Raw genomic sequence first — 18,671 nt, 5'->3', positions numbered from 1 at the left:
GGGTGGCTCCAACGAGCGCACCGGTTTGTGTATACTTCAGCCTTCGACTTCCACATACTCATGCGCTTTTCATAAACCATTGAACGGGTATTTGCCCGATTCCTGCGCAGCCTCAGCCAGGAGTTGCTTGGCCCCCAAAAGTCCTTCCGCCGGATATGCGGAAAGGGATGAGACATCCTTCTGCCGGGAACTCATGGCGTCTCCCCGGAGGGAGTAGGCGCAGCAGCGGGACGCGGCCAGGTGAAAGTGGGACGCACTTTCAAATGCGGCAACCTTGACTACTGCTTCCAGCAATGCCATTTTCCTTTCGCTCGTTGCCGCATGCATCTTGGCCGCCCGCAGGACGACGCTTTCCAGGACAAAGATCGTGATGGCCATGTCCGCCAGGGCCACCAGAACCTCCTGGCTCTCCTTGACAGGTCCGGCGCCTCCAAGGACCAGGAGAAAAAGATGTTTCAGCCTCGCTATGAGGCCGAATTCCCGACTGAAGTCCCCCCCTCCGTTTACCTCTACTTCTTCGACCCCCCCAGCCATCCTGTCCCCGGCCTCTTTGACCCGGTCCCAGAGAGCGAGGCTCCCGCTGCCGTCCCTGCGAAACAGCATGGTGGGGATGAGAATCCGGTTGATCTCGTTGGTCCCCTCGAAGATTCGCTGAATGCGGGAGTCGCGGTAATAGCGCTCGATCGGATACTCGCTTATGTAGCCATACCCGCCATGAATCTGAACACCATGGTCGACCACTTCGTCCAGGATTTCGCTGCAGAAGACCTTGGCAATGGCGCATTCGACGGCGTACTCCTCGATTGCCTTCTGATAGCGGTCGTAAAAATCCGGGCCGGCATGGTCCAGGGCAGCTATCCTCCCGTCCAGAAGCCCTGCTACCCGATATACGGCCGACTCGGCGGTAAAAATGCCCGCCACCATGTCCGCCAGCTTTTCCTTGATCGCCCCGAACTCTCCGATGGCCCGACCGAACTGCTTCCTTTCCCTGGCATAGAGAGTCGCTTCTGCAAATGCCCCCTTGGCCATGCCGCACGATGTCGCCGCCACCTTCAGCCGGCCGATGTTCAGGACGTTGAAGGCGATCTTGTGCCCCTTGCCCGGCTCGCCGAGCAGATTCTCCACCGGCACCCGGACATCCTGCAGGCATATCTGGGCCGTGGAGGAACCCTTCAGTCCCATCTTCTTTTCCTCCGGGCCGACGGAAAATCCTGCATAACCCCTTTCCACGAGAAATGCCGAAAAATGCTTCCCGTCGATCTTGGCGAAGACGGTGAAGAGTTCCGCGAACGACGCGTTGGTGATGAACTGCTTGACCCCGTTGAGCACGTAGTATCTGCCGTCTTCCGTAAGTGTTGCCGTGGTGCGAGCGCTCAGGGGATCGCTTCCGCAGTCCGGTTCGGTCAGGGCATAGGCGCCGATCCACTCCGCGGACGTCAGCTTGTCCAGGTAGCGCGCCTTTTGATCGCGGGTTCCATAGTAGACCAGCGGCAGAACGTTGATCCCGGTCTGGCCGCAGTAGGTGAAGGAAAAGGAGCCCGTGGGCGCCATCTTCTCCAGGATCAGCATGCTGGTGGTCTTTTCAAGCTCCAGACCGCCGTCTTCTTCGGGGATATCCCCCAGAAACAGCCCGAGTTCGGCGCAACTCCGCATCTTCTCGACCACGAAACCGAAGTCCTGGCTCTCTATGCGGTCAAGGTTGGGAATGATCTCCTTCTTGACAAACTCATCGGTTGTCTCGGCAATTTGTCTCTGCTCCGAGGAAAAGTCTTCCGGAGTGAAAATCCCTGACCCGGCGGCTTCTGTCAGCAGAAACTCCCCACCTGTAGCAAGGTTGACAGTCATTGATGCATCTCCACGTCCTCAACTACGTTGTCGGTTGCTTGCATTCAGTCCTCCCGCCCGGACAGCACCTTCCGCGAAGGATTTCATCTTTTGAAATCCGGTGTGCGTTTCTCCAGGAAGGCGAAGACCCCTTCCTTGGAAGCGTCGATGCAGGAGATGTCGCCGCTCCCCTGGTAATTGATCTCCAGAGCGGCCTCCAGGGAATCGGCCGCAGCCGCCCCGTTGATCACCCGGGCAATAATGGCCAGCGCCTCTTTGCTCAAGGGGAGCTTGTTGGCCATGGGACTGTCGGGAACCGTGAACTCGGCAATCTTCACCGGTTTTTCGGTGATGCGTGGCACCTGGCCCGCCAGGCGATTGACCTCAGCGATTGCCGCTTCGATCATTTCGATGTACCCGTTGGTAATTTCAGAGACGATACCGATCTCCCGGGCCTCTTTGACGCTCAGGCGCCTGGCCTCGCCGATCATGGCATTGAACGTCACGGAAGCATGGGGCCACTTGCGGTAGGGGATGACGGTTCCTCCCATGCCGGGGAGGATACCCAGGGTAATTTCGGGAAGCTGGAAGAAAGCCGCCGTGTCGGCCACCATGCCGTGGCACCGAAGGGCCAGTTCCACTCCTCCCCCCATGGCTAGACCGTTGACTGCAGCCACCACCGGTTTATCCATTTTGTCCATGAAATGCAGGACTTGGGAATTGCTCCGGGCCAGTTCCACACCTGCCGCCCGGTTGTCTATGGTGGAAATGAACCCGCCGATGTCCGCACCGGCGCAAAAGGCCTTGGTGCCATAACCGGTAATGACGAATCCCTTGACCGACGGATCGCCGGCCCCCTTTTTCAGTTCAGCCAGGATTTCGTTGCAGGTACCTGCACCCAGGGAGTTGGCGACGTGCGGACGTCGGATGGTGATGATACGCACGCCGTCCTTGTCATCCACGAGAATGTCGCGGGGGAAATCGAGGTAGTCGGCAACGGGTCTTTTAGGCTGGGGAAATCCCGGGCGCTCTTTGGCAAAAGCGGCCATGATCCGCTCCACTTCCCGTTCACCCATGTCTTCCATGACATCGAAGACCCCCTTTTTGAAGCCGAGGGCGATCACGCTACCAAAATTGAGATCCGATCGGGTCCCGATAGAGCGGTCGGCAATGTCGAAACATTGGGAGAAAACCAGGCCGATCATCCGGTCGCGGATCCACCCTTTGAGATCCTCGGGGACATCGATGCTGGTACCGGGTTTGGCAACATTCCACTTATCCACCGACAGCAGAATGGGGGACGGAGCGTAGCAGGGGTGTTCGGCGGTCCGGCGCATCTGGGATTCATAGGTGAGGGGGTTGCCACCGGCCATGTTGAGAACGAAAAAGGGGCCTGCACCGGCAAACTCTTCGCAGACCGAATCCACCTGGTAGGTGGTGGCGCGGTCTACCAGGTAGGCGGCCTCATTGGTCCAGTTTTCAAACACCCGGTTAAGTAGAAACGAAAACACATTGTCCGTGACCACCGGCGCCTTGCCGGTGCTGGCGAAAAACCAGATCAGATAATCGAGCAGTTCCCGGCTTGCGCCTTCCCAGTTGATGACTTCAACGGCCATGCTGCGCCAGGCCGGGGCGAAAAAATGGGTGATGGTGGTTCTTTCGGGGTGTCTGAGACCGCTGAAAATCTGTTGGGCCGGGATACCGCTGGTATTGGACGTCAAGATGCATTTCTCGTCGACGACCTCTTCGAGGGTGGCGAATATCTTCCGTTTCAGGGCAAGATTTTCCGTGGCCGCTTCAATGACCAGACTGCAGTTTTTAATCCGGTTGTAATCGGTAGTGTACACAATATTGGCCAAAATCTGTTCGGCCAATTCGGGGGTCATTTTCTTGCGATCGATCCCCTTTTGGGCATAGGACTGGAAACGCTTTTCAGCTTTTTTCAAAGGCTCCTCGGCCACGTCCACCAGGTAGAGTTTTTTGTCCGGTGCGCCGGTCCTCAGATAGTAGGCGATATCCGGACCAATATGGCCGGCGCCTATAACCGCCATCTCATCGGGCAAGGGACGGCTGGTCTTGATCAGATAGGGGTTGAAATAGGAGGGGTACAGCTTCTTTCCCGTAGTCATGTCATGTGCTCCTTGTCGAAAAGTATCGTCCAGTTTATTTATCCAACCTTGATGAGAACGGAGGCAGCGGTGTCCCCGGCGGCGCAGCCGGAGAAGAGGAGATATCCTCCACCCTTCATGGCTACTTCCTCAATCCCCTCGATCATCAACCGCGCACCGGTGGGGGCCTGGGGATGACCGTAGATGAGGGAACAGCCGTAGTTGTTCATGCTGTTCACATCCATCCCCAACTCCCGTGCCATGGCGATATCATTGGCCGCGAAGGGGTTGTGGGTCTTGACGGCGCTCAGGTCGTCGGTTGTGATGCCGGCATTGTCGAGGGCCATCCGGGCCGAAGGGGCCACTGCGGCAGCCATAAATGCCTTCTTTGTCCGGGCATAGCCATAGGAGACGATCTGCACTGCTATCTCGGGGGCGGCGCTCAGTTCCTTCGCCCTTTCCCGTGTGGTCACGCAGATGCCGCTGTTGCCGTCGGCAGGGAACGTCTGGGCGCCGAAGGTATGCACCCCGTCGGAGAGGACTGGTCTGAGACCGGCCAGGCCCTCTTTCGTGGTATGAGTAACTCCTTCGTCCGCCTCCAGAGTGACGGTCTTTTTTCTGGAGACCTGCACCTCGACCGGGAACATGTACCGTTTCTGGAACTCCCGGTCGTTGGCCAGGGCGTCCTGGTACTGCTCGTAGCGCCTGAGGGTGAGCGCATCGCACTCTTCGCGGGTGATACCACACTCGCCGGCCACGTTCTCTGCCGTCCGGATCATGGCTTCCCCGGCCCAGGGGTCTTTATTGACATTGTCCATGAACCAGTCTTCCGCTGTCGGCTTGCCACCGGGGCCATTGGGGTTCGGCCAGACGGCGTGGGGGCCGTTGGAGCAGCGGTCGGCCAACAGGCACCAGCTGTTGCCGTACATGCCGGTTTCTATACCCATACCCGCCTGATACAGAACCAAGGCAGCGGTGGAGCATGCCTGGGTGGTGAGGACGCCGGGCGAGCCCTCCGCCCCCAGCATTGCTGCAGCCCAGGGGCCAGTGTAGAACCACTGCTGCTGGTAAACAGTGCTGCCGACCAGGACGTACTCGATTGCCTTAGGGTCCCATCCCTTGCTCTCTAAAAACCGCTTGGAGGTGGCGGCGCCGAGAACGATGGAGTTCTCGTTGGCCAGTGTCCCTTGCCACTTGGCAAAAGGGGTGCTGTAGTAGCCGCGGTAGGGTATGAATGCCTTTGTTAACATGATGTCTCCTCTCCACTGACAGATTCTTTCCGTACTATGTGCATTTTATGCGTCAATCCCAATTGGCAACCTTCATGGTCCCTTTTTCTTCCAGGTGTTTGTACATATTAAAGACCTTGTAAAGCATCTGCGGCTCGTGAGCGCTGTTGCTTGCCAGGCACGTTCTCAGGGCACGATCGTAGTAATCTTGCAGGACCGGCTTGTACTCGGGATGAACACATGTGTCAATAACTCGCTGGGCCCTCTGTCGTGGTGCCAGGCCGCGCAGATCGGCAAGTCCCTGCTCGGTTACCAGTATGTCCAGGTCGTGCTCGGTATGGTCAACATGGGACACCATGGGGACAACACAGCTGATGCCGTTCGGGTCCGATTTTGACGGGCGGGTCGAGGGGGTATGCATGATCGAGAGATACGCGTTGCGCATGAAATCACCGGAACCGCCAAGACCGTTGATAATGCGGGATCCGTTGACAATTGACGAGTTGACGTGGCCATAAATGTCGAACTCGATGGGGGTATTCATGGCAATCAATCCGAGCCGACGAATTACTTCCGCATGATTTGTTATCTGTGAGGGGCGTAAAACGATCTTCGGACTGTAGGTGTCCCAGTTTGCGAAGAGCCGTTTGACGGCGTCTTCGGAGAATGCGAAGGAAGCTGCCGAGACGTAATCGAGTTTACCGGAGTCAAAAAGGTCCAACAAGATGTCCTGAAAGACCTCGGTCCAGACGGTCAAATGCTCAAAAGGGCTGTTGAGCAGGCCGCCGAATACGGCGTTGGCGATAGTGCCCACGCCCGACTGCAGGGGTAACAGATTCTTCGGCAGGCGGCCTTGCCGGACTTCTGCCTTCAGGAAATCCACGATGTGGGTTGCAATTTGTTCCGATTTCTCGTCATACGGGCCAAAAAGGCGCCCAAGCGGAAACTTGCGCGATTCAACGATGGCGACAATCTTTTCGGAATCGCAGGGTATGCTGGTCAAACCGATCCGGTCCTGTACGTTCTGGATGGGGTAGATTCTCTTATTGGGTGGGGTGTCCACGCCAAGGCAATCGTGGATCCCTTCCAGGGAAGGAATCCGGGTGTTGATCTCGATGATGATCTTTTCGGCCCGCTCAACAATCTGGGAAATGATCCCGACGGAAAGGGTGGGGACGATGCTGCCATCTTCCGTGATGCAGCTCGCCTCGATTACCCCGATATCAAGCTTGTCATTGTTTTCGAGGGTAAAGAAGCCGTAGCCAAAGTCCTGGGCGTACATGCCGAGATGACGGTCGCCAAAGTTGACTTCGCCGGCATTGATCGCTTTGCGTATCGAATCGCCCTGCTGGTGGGGCCAGCGTCGGTCGATCATGCCGAGTTCTGTCCAGCGGTCATCCACGTCTATTCCGATGGAAGCACCGGTAAACACGTTGAAACGCATCTTTCCGACCAAGCCGTTTCTTTCAACATAATCGGCAAGCGCTGCCGGCACCGCTTTGGGATTCCCCTCGGCAAAACCCGAGAATCCAAGGTACATCCCGTTTTTGAAGAGGGGGATGGTTTCCTCGGCATCCATTATTTTTGCATGGAGCCTCGGGTTTCTTATTCTGTGCAGCAGTCCTTCTCCTGGGATGGCGGTCATCTGTCGTCTCTCCCTTTTGCCTGATAATCTATGCGTGGAATGTGAACCGATGCGCGCCTACATCTGTCGTATACCGACAATACAAAAACACTGTTTTGCATTATCCATGCCTATGTGCAAAGCATTTTAAATGTTATGTAACTAGTTATAATAATTAGATACATAATTATAATAAGATTCTATGGCGTTGGTGAGAGGAATTTGTCCTACGGTATTTCGGAGGCGTGGACGTGAGTCGATATGATTTTGCTGGCGGAGTTGTCTGTAACCGGTTGTGGTTTGGGCGGAAATTGGTGGGGTGAGGGTGCTACGATATTTCGGATGCGCTACGATATTTCGGATGTGAGGGGGTTGCGCCTGATTCCCAGCTTCTTCATTTTCGAATCGAGGGTCGTGGGTTTGAGCCTCAGGATTTCCGCGGCGCCATGTTTACCACGGACGCGCCATCCGCACCTTACCATGACAGCCAGGATATGCATCCGTTCCATCTCTTCCAGTGACGTTGCCTGCGAACTTATCGTGGATGGCGTGTCCGGCAGTTCTACGACCAGAGTCGTACCGTTGTTCAGAATCATGGCCCGTTCTATCATATTCCGAAGCTCCCTGACGTTACCGGGCCAGTGGTAACTCCGCAGGGCATCCATGTTTTTCTTCGGTATACGCTCGATCGTCTTTCCGAAAACCTTGCCGAACTCTTTGACCATTGCCCAAACCAGTGCGGGGACATCTTCGCTGCGCTCACGCAGTGGTGGTACGCCAATGGGAAAGACATTCAACCGGTAGTAGAGGTCCTCCCGGAAATTGCCTTGTCTGACCGCCTGAGCCAGATCGCGATTGGTTGCGGCTATGACCCGGACGTCCACCTCAATGGGCTTTGTGCTCCCCAGTCGTTCGAACTGGCCTTCCTGGAGGACCCTGAGCAGTTTGGACTGCAATTCCAGAGGGAGTTCACCGATCTCGTCGAGAAAAATCGTTGAGCCGTTGGCGGCTTCGAAACGGCCTATCTGTGTTGTCGATGCTCCTGTGTAGGCGCCTTTCTCGCGCCCGAACAGCTCGGCTTCGATAAGCGTCGCCGGCAGGGCCGCACAATTCAGCTTGATCATGGCGCGTCCTCTTCGCCCGCTCATGTTGTGAATGGCGCGCGCCACCAGCTCCTTGCCGGTCCCGGTCTCCCCCAGGATGAGGACGGTGGAATCCGTATGGGCTACCTGCTCCGCCTTCAGAAGAACTTTGCGGATGGCATCCGATTGCCCGACAATTTCCTCGTGCTTGTATTCAACGTCGATCTGGTCGCGCAGATAGAGATTTTCGGCCTCCAGGCGGTCTTTTAACAGCCGTATTTCGGCGAGGGCCTTTTGAATCATCTGGTCGGCCCGTTTACGCTCCAGGGCATTGCCGATAATATCCCAGAAAAGCCGCAGTCGTTGGATGAGTAGATCAGGCCATAATTTTTTCGCATGGCAGGACGCAAAGGAGAGGAGACCGACAACAGTTCCCCCCACGTTCAAGGGGATGAACAGGAACGATTTGATGCCACCCATATCCTTGCAGTATTGTTTTTCGCGCCAGAACTCATCCGTCAGCTCATCGACGTCGGATACCCTGAATATCTCTCCCCGCAGGGTCATGCTCGTCCAAACCGGCACCACGTCGTCCACAATGGGTGCTGGCTGCTTGATGCCGGGAAGAGCATAGGAATGGGTACAGTGCAGGCGACCGTCGTCGGTTGAAAATTGCCAGATGCTGCACCGGTCGAACCCCAGGAAATCAACGATCTTTTGCAGCCCCTGCTCGATTTTACGGTCGACTTCGCTGATGGGTATGTTGATGAAGGCGGCCGAGAGATCGGAGAGAATCGCTTCAAACTTCAGGAGCTCTTCCTGGGCAGTATCCTTTGATTTTTGCCCGCTGATATCCCGAACGACAGCCGCGGCCCCTTTCACATTTCCGGCGTCGGTCTTGAGCGGGTAGCAGCTGACAAGCCAGTAGCCGGTTTCAGCCGTGTCGGCCCCCAGGGGACCGGGAACCTCGACCTCGACATCCACCAACTGCTCTCCCTTTTCTATCGCATGACGCAGTACGGGCTCCATCGCCACCGCTACGCCAGGGTCAACTTCACGAATCGTTCTCCCCGTATACCGTTCAACCGGCGTTGCGCTGATTGTCGCCATATGCTCATTGACAAGGATATGACGCAATTCCCGGTCAAAGATAGCGAGCCCGTACGGAAAATCCCGGGACAACAGTGCCAGCTTGATGAACTCATCCCTGAAAAAGTCCCGCGAGAAGACAGGGTCTTTGGACGTCAATTTCATATACCGCCTCGGGTACGTTGTTTTTTCATGAGTCAGCTCCCGACAGATTATAACAACCTGCGGGGAATTACACCTGTAAAAGCAACGTCCTTCACGGAGGCACGACTGCCTCGCACGGAACCCTTGTCTGGCAAAGGCCGCACCCGGTCTGCTGCACGCCGTAACGCTCTCCCACTTCCCGCGGAGCAGCGCCGTAGACGAACTCACGGCAGCGGAGTTTGTCGTGGCCGGCAAAGGTGATGGCACCGACAGGACAGCGGCCGATGCAGACTCCGCAGCTCCCTTCGCGGTGGTAGAGGCAGTTGTGCAGATGGTCGGGGGCGGTGCGGGGGGTGGGTGGCAGGGGAAGGCTCGTGACGACGCTTCCCAGCCGGTGGGCTATCCCCCGCTCTGTGATGAGGCCGTCAGAAAGGCTGAAGGTGCCAAGGCCAGCGGCATAGGCGGCGTGGCGCTCTGACCAGGTGGAGGCGATACCGACCGGGGTGTCGGCGAATTCCTGCCAGGCGGGAGAGTACTGGGGTGCCACTGCCCGGTGTCCGAGCCCTTCCAGGTGTGCCACCAGGTGCCGCCGCAGCTGGCCGTTCAGGGTCTCGCCGTGGCTTCGGGTGAGGGACCACTTGCGGGAGGGCCAGTCACTTTCCATACGGTTGGTCATCCGCGTCGCCGCCGTGATCGGCAGCACCCAGACGATCACCGTCGCCGCCCCTTCCAGGAGCTCGGTCGGCGTCAGGTGGAACGCGCCTATAATCCTCTTGTAGTCGCCGAAAAGCGGGTCCTCGGCCGCCGCGAAGCCGACGAGGGGCTCGTCGAAGTAAGGGCCGCTGCCGTCGGGAAAACGGTTTCCCGGGCTTTCTGCCACGAAACGCCGAATCTCGTCCCGTATCCGTATCTCCATGGTTCCCTCCTTCCCCACGTTGCCGGAGCGTTCATCCCGACGGCGGGGAATGTGCTCAATATCCACCTTACACTTTTTTACCCACCGAGAATGCCTGCCCCAGGAGCGGACCGATTCCGTGGTAGCCCCGGTGGGCGGTGTCGAAGACGAGGGGCTTGATTTTCAGTATATCGGGGAGGCCGTCCTCCCCAAGTACGCTCATGTCCGCTTTTACGTCCACGATTTCACCGACGAACTGGGTGTGGATCCCTATTTCCAGGGTATGGAGCAGTCGGCACTCCAGGACGACAGGAACCTCCGCCGCATAGGGGGCGTCCACCAGATCGCTTCTCACGGGTGTGAGTCCGGTGGCGGCAAACTTGTCGGCGGTGCGTCCCGAGACGATTCCGACGTAATCGGCCTCCTTCATCTGTGCCTCCGACGGGATGCCGATGGTAAATGCCTTGCGCTCCATGATGGCGGCATAGGAATGCCGTTCCTTGCGCAGGGAAACGGCGACGCTGGGGGGCTGGGAAGAGCAGATGCCACCCCAGGCGGCGTTCATCAGGTTCGGTTTCCCTTCGTGATCGTAGGTGCCCACCAGCAGGACAGGTGTGGGAAAGAGGAGGGTGTTGGCCCCCAGGGATTTTTTCATGTTGTTCTCCTCTGTGATTGGTGTAAATGGTTCAACTCTCCAACAGGTTAACCACTACGCGCCCCGTGATGCCGCCGTGGAGGATCGCCTGGATCATGACCTCGAGTCCCTGCAGGGCGCACTCGGTTACCATTTCGTCGAGCCGGGTGGGTTTCCATCCGGTGGCGAGCCGTCGCCAGACCTCTTCGCGGGTCTCCCGGGGGCACTGGACCGAGTCGATTCCGATCAGGCTTACCCCCCGCAGAATGAATGGGTAGACGTTCACCGGCAACTCCGGTGAGGCGACCAGTCCGCAGCAGGTGACGGTACCGCCGTATCGCGTGCCTTTGAGGACCGCCGCCAGGGTCGTGCCCCCCACCACGTCAATGGCGCCCGCCCAGCGCTCGGGGAGCAGCGCCTTCTCTGCGCCGGCCGCCACATCATTCCGACCGATCACCTGAGCGGCGCCCAGATCCTTGAGATACTCCTCGTCGGCGCTCTTTCCGGTGGCTGCCACCACCCGGTATCCCGCCTGGGCAAGGATCGAGACCGCAATGCTGCCGACCCCGCCGGTGGCGCCGGTGACGAGGATATCGCCGTCACCCGGTTTTACCCCGGCCCGCTCCAGCTTCAGCACCGACAGGGCTGCAGTGAAGCCTGCGGTCCCTAGTGCCATACTCTCCCGCAGTGTCAGCCCTTCCGGGAGCCGCACTCCCCAGGTTGACGGGATACGGATCTGCTGGCCGAAGCCGCCGTCAGTCTCCATCCCCAGATCGTAGCCGGTGACGAGCACCTTGTCCCCCGGCGCAAAAGCCCCGCTCTCGCACGATATCACCTCTCCCGCCGCGTCGATGCCGGGGGTGTGGGGGAACTGCCGCGTCACCCCGGGGTGTCCCGTGGCTGAAAGGGCGTCCTTGTAGTTGAGGGAGGAGTAGTGGACCCGCATCACCAGCTCCCCTGGCGGCAGGTCGTCTATGCGCCGTTCCCGGATTTCCCGCACGAACTGCTTGTCGGCCGTTTTTTCCACTACCAGTGCCTTGAACGTTGCCTTTTCCATGTCGTTCCTCCTGGGATCAAGTGAACCTATAAACGGCAATCACGTGCGAAACATGCTGATACCGCCTGCCATAAAGCTTAGATATGAACCACGGATTCGGATTTTATCAAGAAGCTTGGGGTCTCTTCCCCGGTTCAAAGGTATTTTTTCACGGTGGACCATCTGCAAATTTCATTTCTTCAGCGCGGTGGCGAAGATCGTCTCGATGAAATCCCGCAGCGGTTGGGGTGACTTCATAACCTTGGCCCGGAGAACCGCCCCTTCCCATCCGGAGAGAATGAAGCCGGCAATGACGCCCGTATCGAGCTCCGATGCCAGTTCTCCGGCCCGTTGAGCCTCCCGCAGACAGGCGGCGAATCTCTCCTTCCACGAAAGGAAGATATCGTCGAGCCGGGCCCGGAACCGTTCGTTCTGGTCAGCAAGCTCCTGACCGAGGTTGCCGATGAGGCACCCCTTGGTGCACTGGTTCTGGGTGAGTCGTGCCATGCCGCTCTCCAGATAGTTTCTGATCCGGTTGAGAGGGGGAACCCCCTCATCGTTCAGGAAAGTGTCGAGGCGCTGGTCATAGCGCTCGGCGAAGTGGTCGATCACCGCCAGGCCGAACTCTTCCTTGCTGCCGAAGTAGTGATAGAACGACCCCTTTGGCACTCCCGCACCCTTCAGCACCGCGTCTATGCCGGTTGCATTGTACCCGTGGAGGGAGATCATGTCGGTACCGATGGCGATGATTTCAGCTTTGGTATCTTTCTTTTTCATGGCTTTAAAATTAGACCGGTCGTCTAGTCTTGTCAAGCGGTTTCTGCCTTGTTCCGAAGTTAGGATGGCCGTGGTGCACAGGCAGGTCCAGATCCGCTGCATCTCGCCATTTCCGGTGGCAATTGGTGCGGCCTCCCCGCTCTTTTGCTCCAGCAGAGCAGTGCTTCCAAAAATACCGGCGCCATGCCAAAATTTACATAGTGTTAATGTTTGCCAATAAAAACCTGTTATACTTTACATCTGGGGTGCGACCTAAAATATTAGGCCGGAGGTGGGGAGATGAGGATTCTTGTGAAGTACAAAGATCTGAAGTCAGGTGTTGTCAGGGCAGATGAGTTGCAAGAATTGATTCAGTCGGAGAAGTTGCTCGCCTTTCGCCGTGACGATGATGAATGGGTCCGCATCGGAGTAGATCCGGTTCGTGGCACGGGAGGGAGGTATCGCGGACCGGAACGGAGGGGAAACGTTTTGTTCATGTGAAGGGAAGCGGTTGCAGTGAAAGGGGGGGGCAGGCTAAAGAGCCAGGCCCCCTTTTTTATTGCCCAATGGATGGTAAAACGGCCAGTGGATACCGTATCCGGCTGGTGGCGTACCCGTTACCCCATCTGAGCCCCCATCTGCGGCGGGTTTCTTTGCAATGCCGCTACGGGAAGGTAGGCGTACCCATCGCTGAGCATGCCTCACCTGGTTTCTATGCCCCTTCCAGCAATGAGGAAGCCGGAGACGAGCGCCAGGCTTCCCAGCACCAGATTGGAAACCAGGAAGGCGTGGCTCAGTCCCTGGTGTTCGAGCCTTCCCCACAGTACGCCGGCGAGAATACTTCCCAGTGCCTGGCCGCTGACCCGGGCGATGGAGAGAAAGCCGGAGGCGACTGCCTCGGTTTCTGCCGGTGCCTGGGATAAAACCGCCGCGTTGTTGGCGGCCTGGAAGAGCGCCCTGCCGAACCCGATTCCCAGCAATCCGGGGGCCACTCTGCCGGTTATCCCCTGTGAGAGGGTGGCAACGGCAAGAACCAGACTCCCCACCCAACTGACCCGGTCGAATCCACGCTTGTCGGCGAGTTTCCCCGCCCATGGCCCGAGGATGAGGAGCATTGCCGGCGGTATCAGGAGGAGAATGCCGACCTGGCTCGGTGTCATCCCTTGCGCCTCTAGATAAAACGGCCAGAGGAGATTGGTGCCGAACGACTGGGCGAAAAAGAACACCGTCGCCAGAAGTGCCAGGAGAAAACGGGGGGCGGCAACCGCACGACGGATGCTCTCCCGGAGTCCCACGCCGCGAAGTTCGCCGAGCTTCCCCGAGAGGATGAGCGCCATCATGCCGAAGGGGAGATTGATGAAAAAGATGCTGCGCCAGCCGAAAAGGTCCACGAGGAATCCCCCCAACGGCGGTCCCATGAGGGTGCCAGCGGCAACAGCGCCGGCAACCATGCCGAGAGCCCACCCTTTCCTCTCCTGGAACGTGGCGGCAGCCAGTCCCGGCACGAGCCCGACCACTCCTGCCCCGGCAATCCCCTGGCAGAACCGCAAGGCGAGCAGGGTGGGAAGATTGGGGGAAATAGCCAGAAGGAGGGAAATGACACTGAAGGTGAGGAGCGAGGTCCGGTAGACTTTCACCGTACCGATCTTCCCCGCCAGTCCCGACAGGGGGAGGAAGGCGAGGGCGGAACCGATCAGGTAAAAAGACGCGGCCCCCTGGACGGCGGCGGCATCCGTGTGGAAATGGGCGGCGAGGGATGGGAGCGCCAGGTTGAGGGCACTGGAATCCACGGTGGAGAGGATGACACCTATCAGGAGCGCCCCGAGGCGAAGGTCAATAGTGGGAAAAAAGCGCATGTATACCCGTCGTCTTCCGGTCTGGTTTTCTGGTCAAGGGTGGACTGCTTCCACAGGTGTCATCCCGTTGGGGGGAGGGTAGCCGGCATGTATGATGGAGGACAGGCGAATGGTAACAAAGAAACCGGCGGTCAGCAACAGGCAGATCAGGCCGACGACCCCGCTCCACCCCCAGGCTTTCCAGAAAAGCCCGCCGGCAGTTCCTGCGACGCTGGAACCGAGGTAGTAGAAGAAAAGATAGAGCGCCGTTGCCTGGGCCCGGGCGGTGGTCGCCATCCTGCTGACCGAGCTCGATGCGATGGCGTGGGCACCGAAAAAGCCGCAGGTGAAAAGACCGACGCCGGCAACTATCAGCGGCAGAGGGGTGGCCAGGGTGAGCGCGGCGCCCGCTGCCATGGCACAGAGGGAAAACCGGATCATGGCCAGCCGGCCGAAACGGTTTACGAAGTGCCCTATCCCCGTGGCGCTCATGGAGCCGAGCAGGTATACGAGAAAAATCAGGCTCACATGGCTCTGGCTGAGGAGATAGGGGGACGCCAGAAGCCGGAACGTGAGGTAATTGTAGAGGGTGACGAAGCTTCCCACGACAATGAAGGCAATACCGAAGAGACAGCGGAGTTTCGGTTCTTTCAGGTGGTACCCGAGCGATGTCACCAGGTACCGTGCCTCAAAGGGGCGGCGGTGCAGGTGGGACGGGGGAAGGCTTTTCATGAAGATCCAGCTTGAAACGAGGCAGAGGATACCGATGGTGCCAAGCGCTGCCCGCCACGACACGAGATCGGTCATGGTTGCCGTGAAGATTCGCCCCGTCATCCCCCCCACCGCGTTGCCACTGATGTAGAGTCCCATCGCCGGACCGAGGGAGGCGGCGTCCATCTCCTCACCCAGGTAGGCCATTGCCACGGCCGGGAGCCCTGCCAGGGCGAACCCCTGCAACAGGCGGACGAACAGGAGCGAGGCAAAGGTGTGGCTGTATGCGCTCAGCAGGGCCAGGAGGGAGGTGACGAAGAGCGCTCCGGTCATGATCTGTTTGCGCCCCCAGGTTTCCGACAAGGTGCCGGCGAACAGCATGGCGATGGCGAGGGTGCAGGTGGAGATCGAGAGGGGGAGGCTTCCGAGTGCCGGCGCCACACCGTACTCGCGGGAAAACACCGGAAGGAGCGGCTGCACATCGTAGAGCGTGATGAAGGTAACGAAGCCGGCGACGAAAAGGGCCAGGTTGACACGGCGATAGACGTCGGTACCGCTTCTGATGCGACCGAGTTCCCTTGTGGAGTGGGTAGGGGGAATGTCATTCATGGGATTTATGAGTCGCGCAGATTTTTTCATTAATTCAACACTACCACCCCGGTATAAATAAATAAAATATATGTTATTTATAGTTTACATAAGATATATTTATCAATGGGAGGGGCATTCATGGATGTCAGGCAGGTGCGAGCCTTTGTGGAGATTTTCCGTCAAGGAAGTTTCACCAAAGCGGCAGAGCAGCTCCATGTCGCCCAGCCGGCCGTCAGCATGGCGATCAGGGGGCTGGAGGAAGAGTTGGAACTGACGCTTTTCAACCGACGGGACCGTAAGATTTCCCTTACCGCCGAAGGGGAGGTGTTCCTGCGCCATGCCGAGGGAATCCTCGCCGGTTTGAAGGCTGCCGAACTGGAAATGGCCGAGATTCGCGGCCTGATCAAGGGGGAGGTGAGGGTCGGCATTCCCCCCATGATGAGCACCTACTTTTTCCCGGACATCATCTGCGAGTTCAAGAAACGGTATCCGCAACTGAATCTGTCGGTGAACGGAGAAGGGGCCTGGCGGATTCAGCAGATGATCAGCCGGGGAGAGATCGACATGGGGGTCATCACCGGCAAGGAGATCCCCGATGACCTGGAAACACGCCATTTTAGGCGGGAAGAGGTGGTGGTATGCGTCCCGCGTGGGCATCGTTTTGCGCAGCGGAGATCGGTAACTCTGGAGGAATTCGCCGGGGAGTCGTTGGTGTTCTTCAAGGAAGGGTACTACCTGAGGGAGCTTATCGGCGAGGTGCTGAAGGGAGCGGGACAGCCTCCCCATGTCGTCTTCGAGACAAACATGTTTTCCCTGGTGAAATCTCTGGTGCAGGGGGGGATGGGGATATCGACATTGCTCAGGATGGTCGTCGTTGGCGATGACGACCTGTCGGCCATATCATTCGATCCTCCCCTTCACATAGACCTGGTGATTGCATGGAAAAAGCACGCCTATCTGTCCCGTGCCAACCGTGCGTTCGTAGACTTTCTGCTGGAACGGACCAAAGGGTACGACACTATACGGTAAGTCGCGTCCCCCGCCTCACTCGGTCTCTTCCCCTTCAACGGGTTGCTCCGGGTTTTCTTCGGGCTGTCCAAGGCTCTTTTCCCGCTTGCGCTGCAGTTTTTCCTCGGTCTTCTTTTTCCGCTCCAACTCTTTTTGTCGTTTCTGAAACTGGAAATTCGGTTTTGCCATAGGGTTACCTCGCTTGAAATTCTGGAATACGGTAAAAAAAAGCCCCGGATTTCTCCGGGGCTTTTCTGGTTCCGACTCGAGTTCTATTTAGATCCGTGTCACGTTCGCGGCTTGCAGCCCTTTCGGACCCTTGGTTACTTCGAACGTTACACGATCGCCTTCGGCAAGGGATTTGAATCCGTCGCCTGCGATGGCGGAGAAATGACAAAATACATCTTCACCGCTTTCCTGCTCAAGAAAACCAAAACCCTTCGCGTCGTTAAACCATTTCACTGTTCCGTTTACCATTGTGTTCTTTCTCCTGATACTTCTTCTTAGTTTTGTCCGGCACTAATTCCGAACGTAAGTCACCCTACCAGCTTTCAACGAGCAATGTCAATCTATTTAATTGGGCGGCACCTTAAATTAAATGGCAGCAGATGTCCTGACCAGCGGTTTACCCACTGAACTTGCCAGGAGCCGATACGTGAGATCCCTCACACTATGAGCAACATCAGCTCGCGTATTAAGATAGGGAAAAACGGTAGAATCGTATGGGGCACTAGCGTAAAAGTATATATAGCTTGCTATAAACCATACATTAGTTCATTATGTATTGAATGTGAAACTTACTGGTGAAGTAAGAAAATAGATGTGAATGAAAGCTGATACTGTATATTGATTTCGAGGCAGGACCTACCACTCCTTCAGATAGATGAGGACGGAACCAATGATAATCAAGACAGGCAAGTTTGTAAGTCACGCGGGTGCGCTGCAATGGGGCTCTGGCAAGGTGTTGGAGGTGAATGACAACCGGGCGACAATCCAGTTCAGTGATGGCGTTAGCCGGAAAATAGCGGCCTCTCATTTTGACACCTTGCAACCGGCTGAAGCTGCCTCCTATTTGCCTCCTCCGGAAGTGGTGGCTGTGGTGAAAGCCCGCCCGGCACCCAGAAAGGCCAAAAAGAAAACGGTTGCTCCCGCCGAAGGTTAATGACCGGAAGTACGGCTAACGGCCGATGGAAAAATCCGCGCATATAGCATATAGTATGACGTGACATGTCATATTCCCACGACACAAGGCCCCTCTTCCGGAAGGAAGTGGGGCCTTCGCGCTTGTTCTCTCTCCTGCTGATGATAGAAAAGCTTCCCCAATATCCTGCACCGGTAAAAAAATCTTGACATGGCAAGAGTACGGCTATAAATTGGAATGAACGTTCATTCCGGAGACCTTTATGGTGAAATGTGAAAAACGAGACGAAATACTTCGTGCTGCCCTGGCACTTATCGCCGAGCACGGGTTTCACGGCGCTCCCATGGCCTTGATCGCCGAGCGCGCAGGGGTTGGGGCAGGAACGATCTACCGCTATTTCGAGAACAAGGATGTGCTCATCAATGAGTTGTTCCGGGAAATAGAAGGGAAAATCAAAGGGCGCATCCTGACGGGATACTCGGCGGAGCGGCCTATCCGGGAGCGTTTTCTCCATCTGAACCGTGAACTGTTCCGGTATTTCATCGGCTCCCCCCTCCATTTCCGGTATGTGGAGCAGTTCCATAATTCGCCCTATGGCGTTGCCTGCCGCAGAAACAAGATTCTCGGTGAATCGGACAACAAGGACGTGTTTCAGGTGCTCTTCGAAGATGGGTTGGCCCAGCAGGTTATGAAGGATCTTCCCATGCTCATACTCTTTTCCCTGGCGTTCGGCCCCCTGATCTCAGCTGTCAGGGATCATACTCTTGGCTTCTTCGACCTGACCGACACCCTGATCGAACAGATCACCGAGGCGTGCTGGGATGGGGTAAAACGGTAAGGGGCGGCAACAGTCTTGTCTGCAGTTAAAGAGAACGTTCATTCTGGTTATGAATGCAGGCAATGGCATAGCGTCAAACCCCGGAGTAGGACAACAGAGATGAACATTTTTATTGCCGTTACGGCG

Annotated in this window: 17 protein-coding genes; 4 read left to right on the top strand and 13 right to left on the bottom strand. The window is 57.2% G+C overall.

Features of this window, described 5'->3' with window-relative positions; all coding sequences use genetic code 11:
• Positions 1-69: 69 nt before the first annotated feature.
• From LDN04_RS00945 to LDN04_RS00905, 9 genes are all read right to left on the bottom strand, one after another.
• Complete coding sequence (locus LDN04_RS00945) at positions 70-1,845, bottom strand: acyl-CoA dehydrogenase family protein (RefSeq protein ID WP_223905435.1); 1,776 nt, start codon at positions 1,843-1,845, stop codon at positions 70-72.
• Between the two features lie 83 nt (positions 1,846-1,928).
• The gene (locus LDN04_RS00940; protein WP_223905433.1) at positions 1,929-3,953 is read right to left on the bottom strand and encodes a 3-hydroxyacyl-CoA dehydrogenase/enoyl-CoA hydratase family protein; all 2,025 of its coding nucleotides are present in this window, start codon (positions 3,951-3,953) and stop codon (positions 1,929-1,931) included.
• A 38-nt stretch (positions 3,954-3,991) separates the two neighbouring features.
• Positions 3,992-5,182, bottom strand: a complete 1,191-nt coding sequence (locus tag LDN04_RS00935) for a thiolase family protein (RefSeq protein ID WP_223905431.1) — start codon at positions 5,180-5,182, stop codon at positions 3,992-3,994.
• Positions 5,183-5,234: 52 nt separating this feature from the next.
• The gene (locus LDN04_RS00930) at positions 5,235-6,740 is read right to left on the bottom strand and encodes an acetyl-CoA hydrolase/transferase C-terminal domain-containing protein (protein WP_238482219.1); all 1,506 of its coding nucleotides are present in this window, start codon (positions 6,738-6,740) and stop codon (positions 5,235-5,237) included.
• Between the two features lie 392 nt (positions 6,741-7,132).
• Positions 7,133-9,121: a sigma 54-interacting transcriptional regulator gene (locus tag LDN04_RS00925; protein ID WP_223905427.1), complete on the bottom strand. Its 1,989-nt coding sequence runs from the start codon at positions 9,119-9,121 to the stop codon at positions 7,133-7,135.
• A 91-nt stretch (positions 9,122-9,212) separates the two neighbouring features.
• Entirely contained in the window at positions 9,213-10,016 is an 804-nt protein-coding gene (locus LDN04_RS00920; RefSeq protein ID WP_223905425.1) for an epoxyqueuosine reductase, read from the bottom strand.
• Positions 10,017-10,083: 67 nt separating this feature from the next.
• Complete coding sequence (locus tag LDN04_RS00915; protein WP_223905424.1) at positions 10,084-10,650, bottom strand: flavin reductase family protein; 567 nt, start codon at positions 10,648-10,650, stop codon at positions 10,084-10,086.
• Positions 10,651-10,681: 31 nt separating this feature from the next.
• The gene (locus LDN04_RS00910) at positions 10,682-11,686 is read right to left on the bottom strand and encodes a YhdH/YhfP family quinone oxidoreductase (protein ID WP_223905422.1); all 1,005 of its coding nucleotides are present in this window, start codon (positions 11,684-11,686) and stop codon (positions 10,682-10,684) included.
• 171 nt (positions 11,687-11,857) lie between these two features.
• Positions 11,858-12,442 (bottom strand): TetR/AcrR family transcriptional regulator, encoded by a 585-nt coding sequence (locus tag LDN04_RS00905; protein ID WP_223905420.1) that lies wholly within the window; start codon positions 12,440-12,442, stop codon positions 11,858-11,860.
• Positions 12,443-12,721: 279 nt separating this feature from the next.
• Here LDN04_RS00905 and LDN04_RS00900 point away from each other — a divergent pair, with 279 nt between their 5' ends.
• A complete protein-coding gene (locus LDN04_RS00900) occupies positions 12,722-12,922 on the top strand; it encodes a GSU3473 family protein (RefSeq protein WP_223905418.1) in 201 nt (66 codons plus the stop codon).
• A gap of 200 nt (positions 12,923-13,122) precedes the next feature.
• Here the strand turns inward: LDN04_RS00900 and LDN04_RS00895 are convergent, their stop codons facing one another.
• Positions 13,123-14,277, bottom strand: coding sequence for an MFS transporter (locus tag LDN04_RS00895; RefSeq protein WP_223905416.1), 1,155 nt, complete (start codon positions 14,275-14,277; stop codon positions 13,123-13,125).
• Positions 14,278-14,310: 33 nt separating this feature from the next.
• Positions 14,311-15,576, bottom strand: coding sequence for an MFS transporter (locus LDN04_RS00890; RefSeq protein ID WP_223905414.1), 1,266 nt, complete (start codon positions 15,574-15,576; stop codon positions 14,311-14,313).
• 120 nt (positions 15,577-15,696) lie between these two features.
• Between LDN04_RS00890 and LDN04_RS00885 the strand changes: the two genes are divergently transcribed.
• Positions 15,697-16,587, top strand: coding sequence for a LysR family transcriptional regulator (locus LDN04_RS00885; protein WP_223905412.1), 891 nt, complete (start codon positions 15,697-15,699; stop codon positions 16,585-16,587).
• 15 nt (positions 16,588-16,602) lie between these two features.
• Here the strand turns inward: LDN04_RS00885 and LDN04_RS00880 are convergent, their stop codons facing one another.
• Both LDN04_RS00880 and LDN04_RS00875 read right to left on the bottom strand, forming a co-directional pair.
• Positions 16,603-16,755, bottom strand: coding sequence for a hypothetical protein (locus tag LDN04_RS00880; protein WP_223905410.1), 153 nt, complete (start codon positions 16,753-16,755; stop codon positions 16,603-16,605).
• Between the two features lie 87 nt (positions 16,756-16,842).
• Entirely contained in the window at positions 16,843-17,043 is a 201-nt protein-coding gene (locus LDN04_RS00875; RefSeq protein WP_223905408.1) for a cold-shock protein, read from the bottom strand.
• A gap of 421 nt (positions 17,044-17,464) precedes the next feature.
• Between LDN04_RS00875 and LDN04_RS00870 the strand changes: the two genes are divergently transcribed.
• Positions 17,465-17,728: a DUF3553 domain-containing protein gene (locus LDN04_RS00870; protein WP_223905407.1), complete on the top strand. Its 264-nt coding sequence runs from the start codon at positions 17,465-17,467 to the stop codon at positions 17,726-17,728.
• A gap of 241 nt (positions 17,729-17,969) precedes the next feature.
• The gene (locus LDN04_RS00865; protein WP_223905405.1) at positions 17,970-18,545 is read left to right on the top strand and encodes a TetR/AcrR family transcriptional regulator; all 576 of its coding nucleotides are present in this window, start codon (positions 17,970-17,972) and stop codon (positions 18,543-18,545) included.
• The last annotated feature ends 126 nt before the right edge of the window (positions 18,546-18,671 follow it).

Source organism: Geobacter sp. AOG1 (genome assembly GCF_019972315.1).
In the GTDB taxonomy this organism is placed as follows: Bacteria; Desulfobacterota; Desulfuromonadia; order Geobacterales; family Geobacteraceae; genus Geomobilimonas.
This window is presented reverse-complemented; position numbering and strand designations above follow the sequence as displayed.

Excerpts from the sequence above, each read along its gene's own strand:
- LDN04_RS00890 (WP_223905414.1), bottom strand. The coding sequence starts at position 15,576 with ATGAATGACATTCCCCCTACCCACTCCACAAGGGAACTCGGTCGCATC.
- LDN04_RS00920 (WP_223905425.1), bottom strand. The coding sequence starts at position 10,016 with ATGGAGATACGGATACGGGACGAGATTCGGCGTTTCGTGGCAGAAAGC.
- LDN04_RS00865 (WP_223905405.1), top strand. The coding sequence starts at position 17,970 with ATGGTGAAATGTGAAAAACGAGACGAAATACTTCGTGCTGCCCTGGCA.
- LDN04_RS00935 (WP_223905431.1), bottom strand. The coding sequence starts at position 5,182 with ATGTTAACAAAGGCATTCATACCCTACCGCGGCTACTACAGCACCCCT.
- LDN04_RS00875 (WP_223905408.1), bottom strand. The coding sequence starts at position 17,043 with ATGGTAAACGGAACAGTGAAATGGTTTAACGACGCGAAGGGTTTTGGT.
- LDN04_RS00885 (WP_223905412.1), top strand. The coding sequence starts at position 15,697 with ATGGATGTCAGGCAGGTGCGAGCCTTTGTGGAGATTTTCCGTCAAGGA.
- LDN04_RS00900 (WP_223905418.1), top strand. The coding sequence starts at position 12,722 with ATGAGGATTCTTGTGAAGTACAAAGATCTGAAGTCAGGTGTTGTCAGG.
- LDN04_RS00915 (WP_223905424.1), bottom strand. The coding sequence starts at position 10,650 with ATGAAAAAATCCCTGGGGGCCAACACCCTCCTCTTTCCCACACCTGTC.
- LDN04_RS00870 (WP_223905407.1), top strand. The coding sequence starts at position 17,465 with ATGATAATCAAGACAGGCAAGTTTGTAAGTCACGCGGGTGCGCTGCAA.
- LDN04_RS00910 (WP_223905422.1), bottom strand. The coding sequence starts at position 11,686 with ATGGAAAAGGCAACGTTCAAGGCACTGGTAGTGGAAAAAACGGCCGAC.
- LDN04_RS00925 (WP_223905427.1), bottom strand. The coding sequence starts at position 9,121 with ATGAAATTGACGTCCAAAGACCCTGTCTTCTCGCGGGACTTTTTCAGG.
- LDN04_RS00895 (WP_223905416.1), bottom strand. The coding sequence starts at position 14,277 with ATGCGCTTTTTTCCCACTATTGACCTTCGCCTCGGGGCGCTCCTGATA.
- LDN04_RS00940 (WP_223905433.1), bottom strand. The coding sequence starts at position 3,953 with ATGACTACGGGAAAGAAGCTGTACCCCTCCTATTTCAACCCCTATCTG.
- LDN04_RS00880 (WP_223905410.1), bottom strand. The coding sequence starts at position 16,755 with ATGGCAAAACCGAATTTCCAGTTTCAGAAACGACAAAAAGAGTTGGAG.
- LDN04_RS00930 (WP_238482219.1), bottom strand. The coding sequence starts at position 6,740 with ATGGATGCCGAGGAAACCATCCCCCTCTTCAAAAACGGGATGTACCTT.
- LDN04_RS00945 (WP_223905435.1), bottom strand. The coding sequence starts at position 1,845 with ATGACTGTCAACCTTGCTACAGGTGGGGAGTTTCTGCTGACAGAAGCC.
- LDN04_RS00905 (WP_223905420.1), bottom strand. The coding sequence starts at position 12,442 with ATGAAAAAGAAAGATACCAAAGCTGAAATCATCGCCATCGGTACCGAC.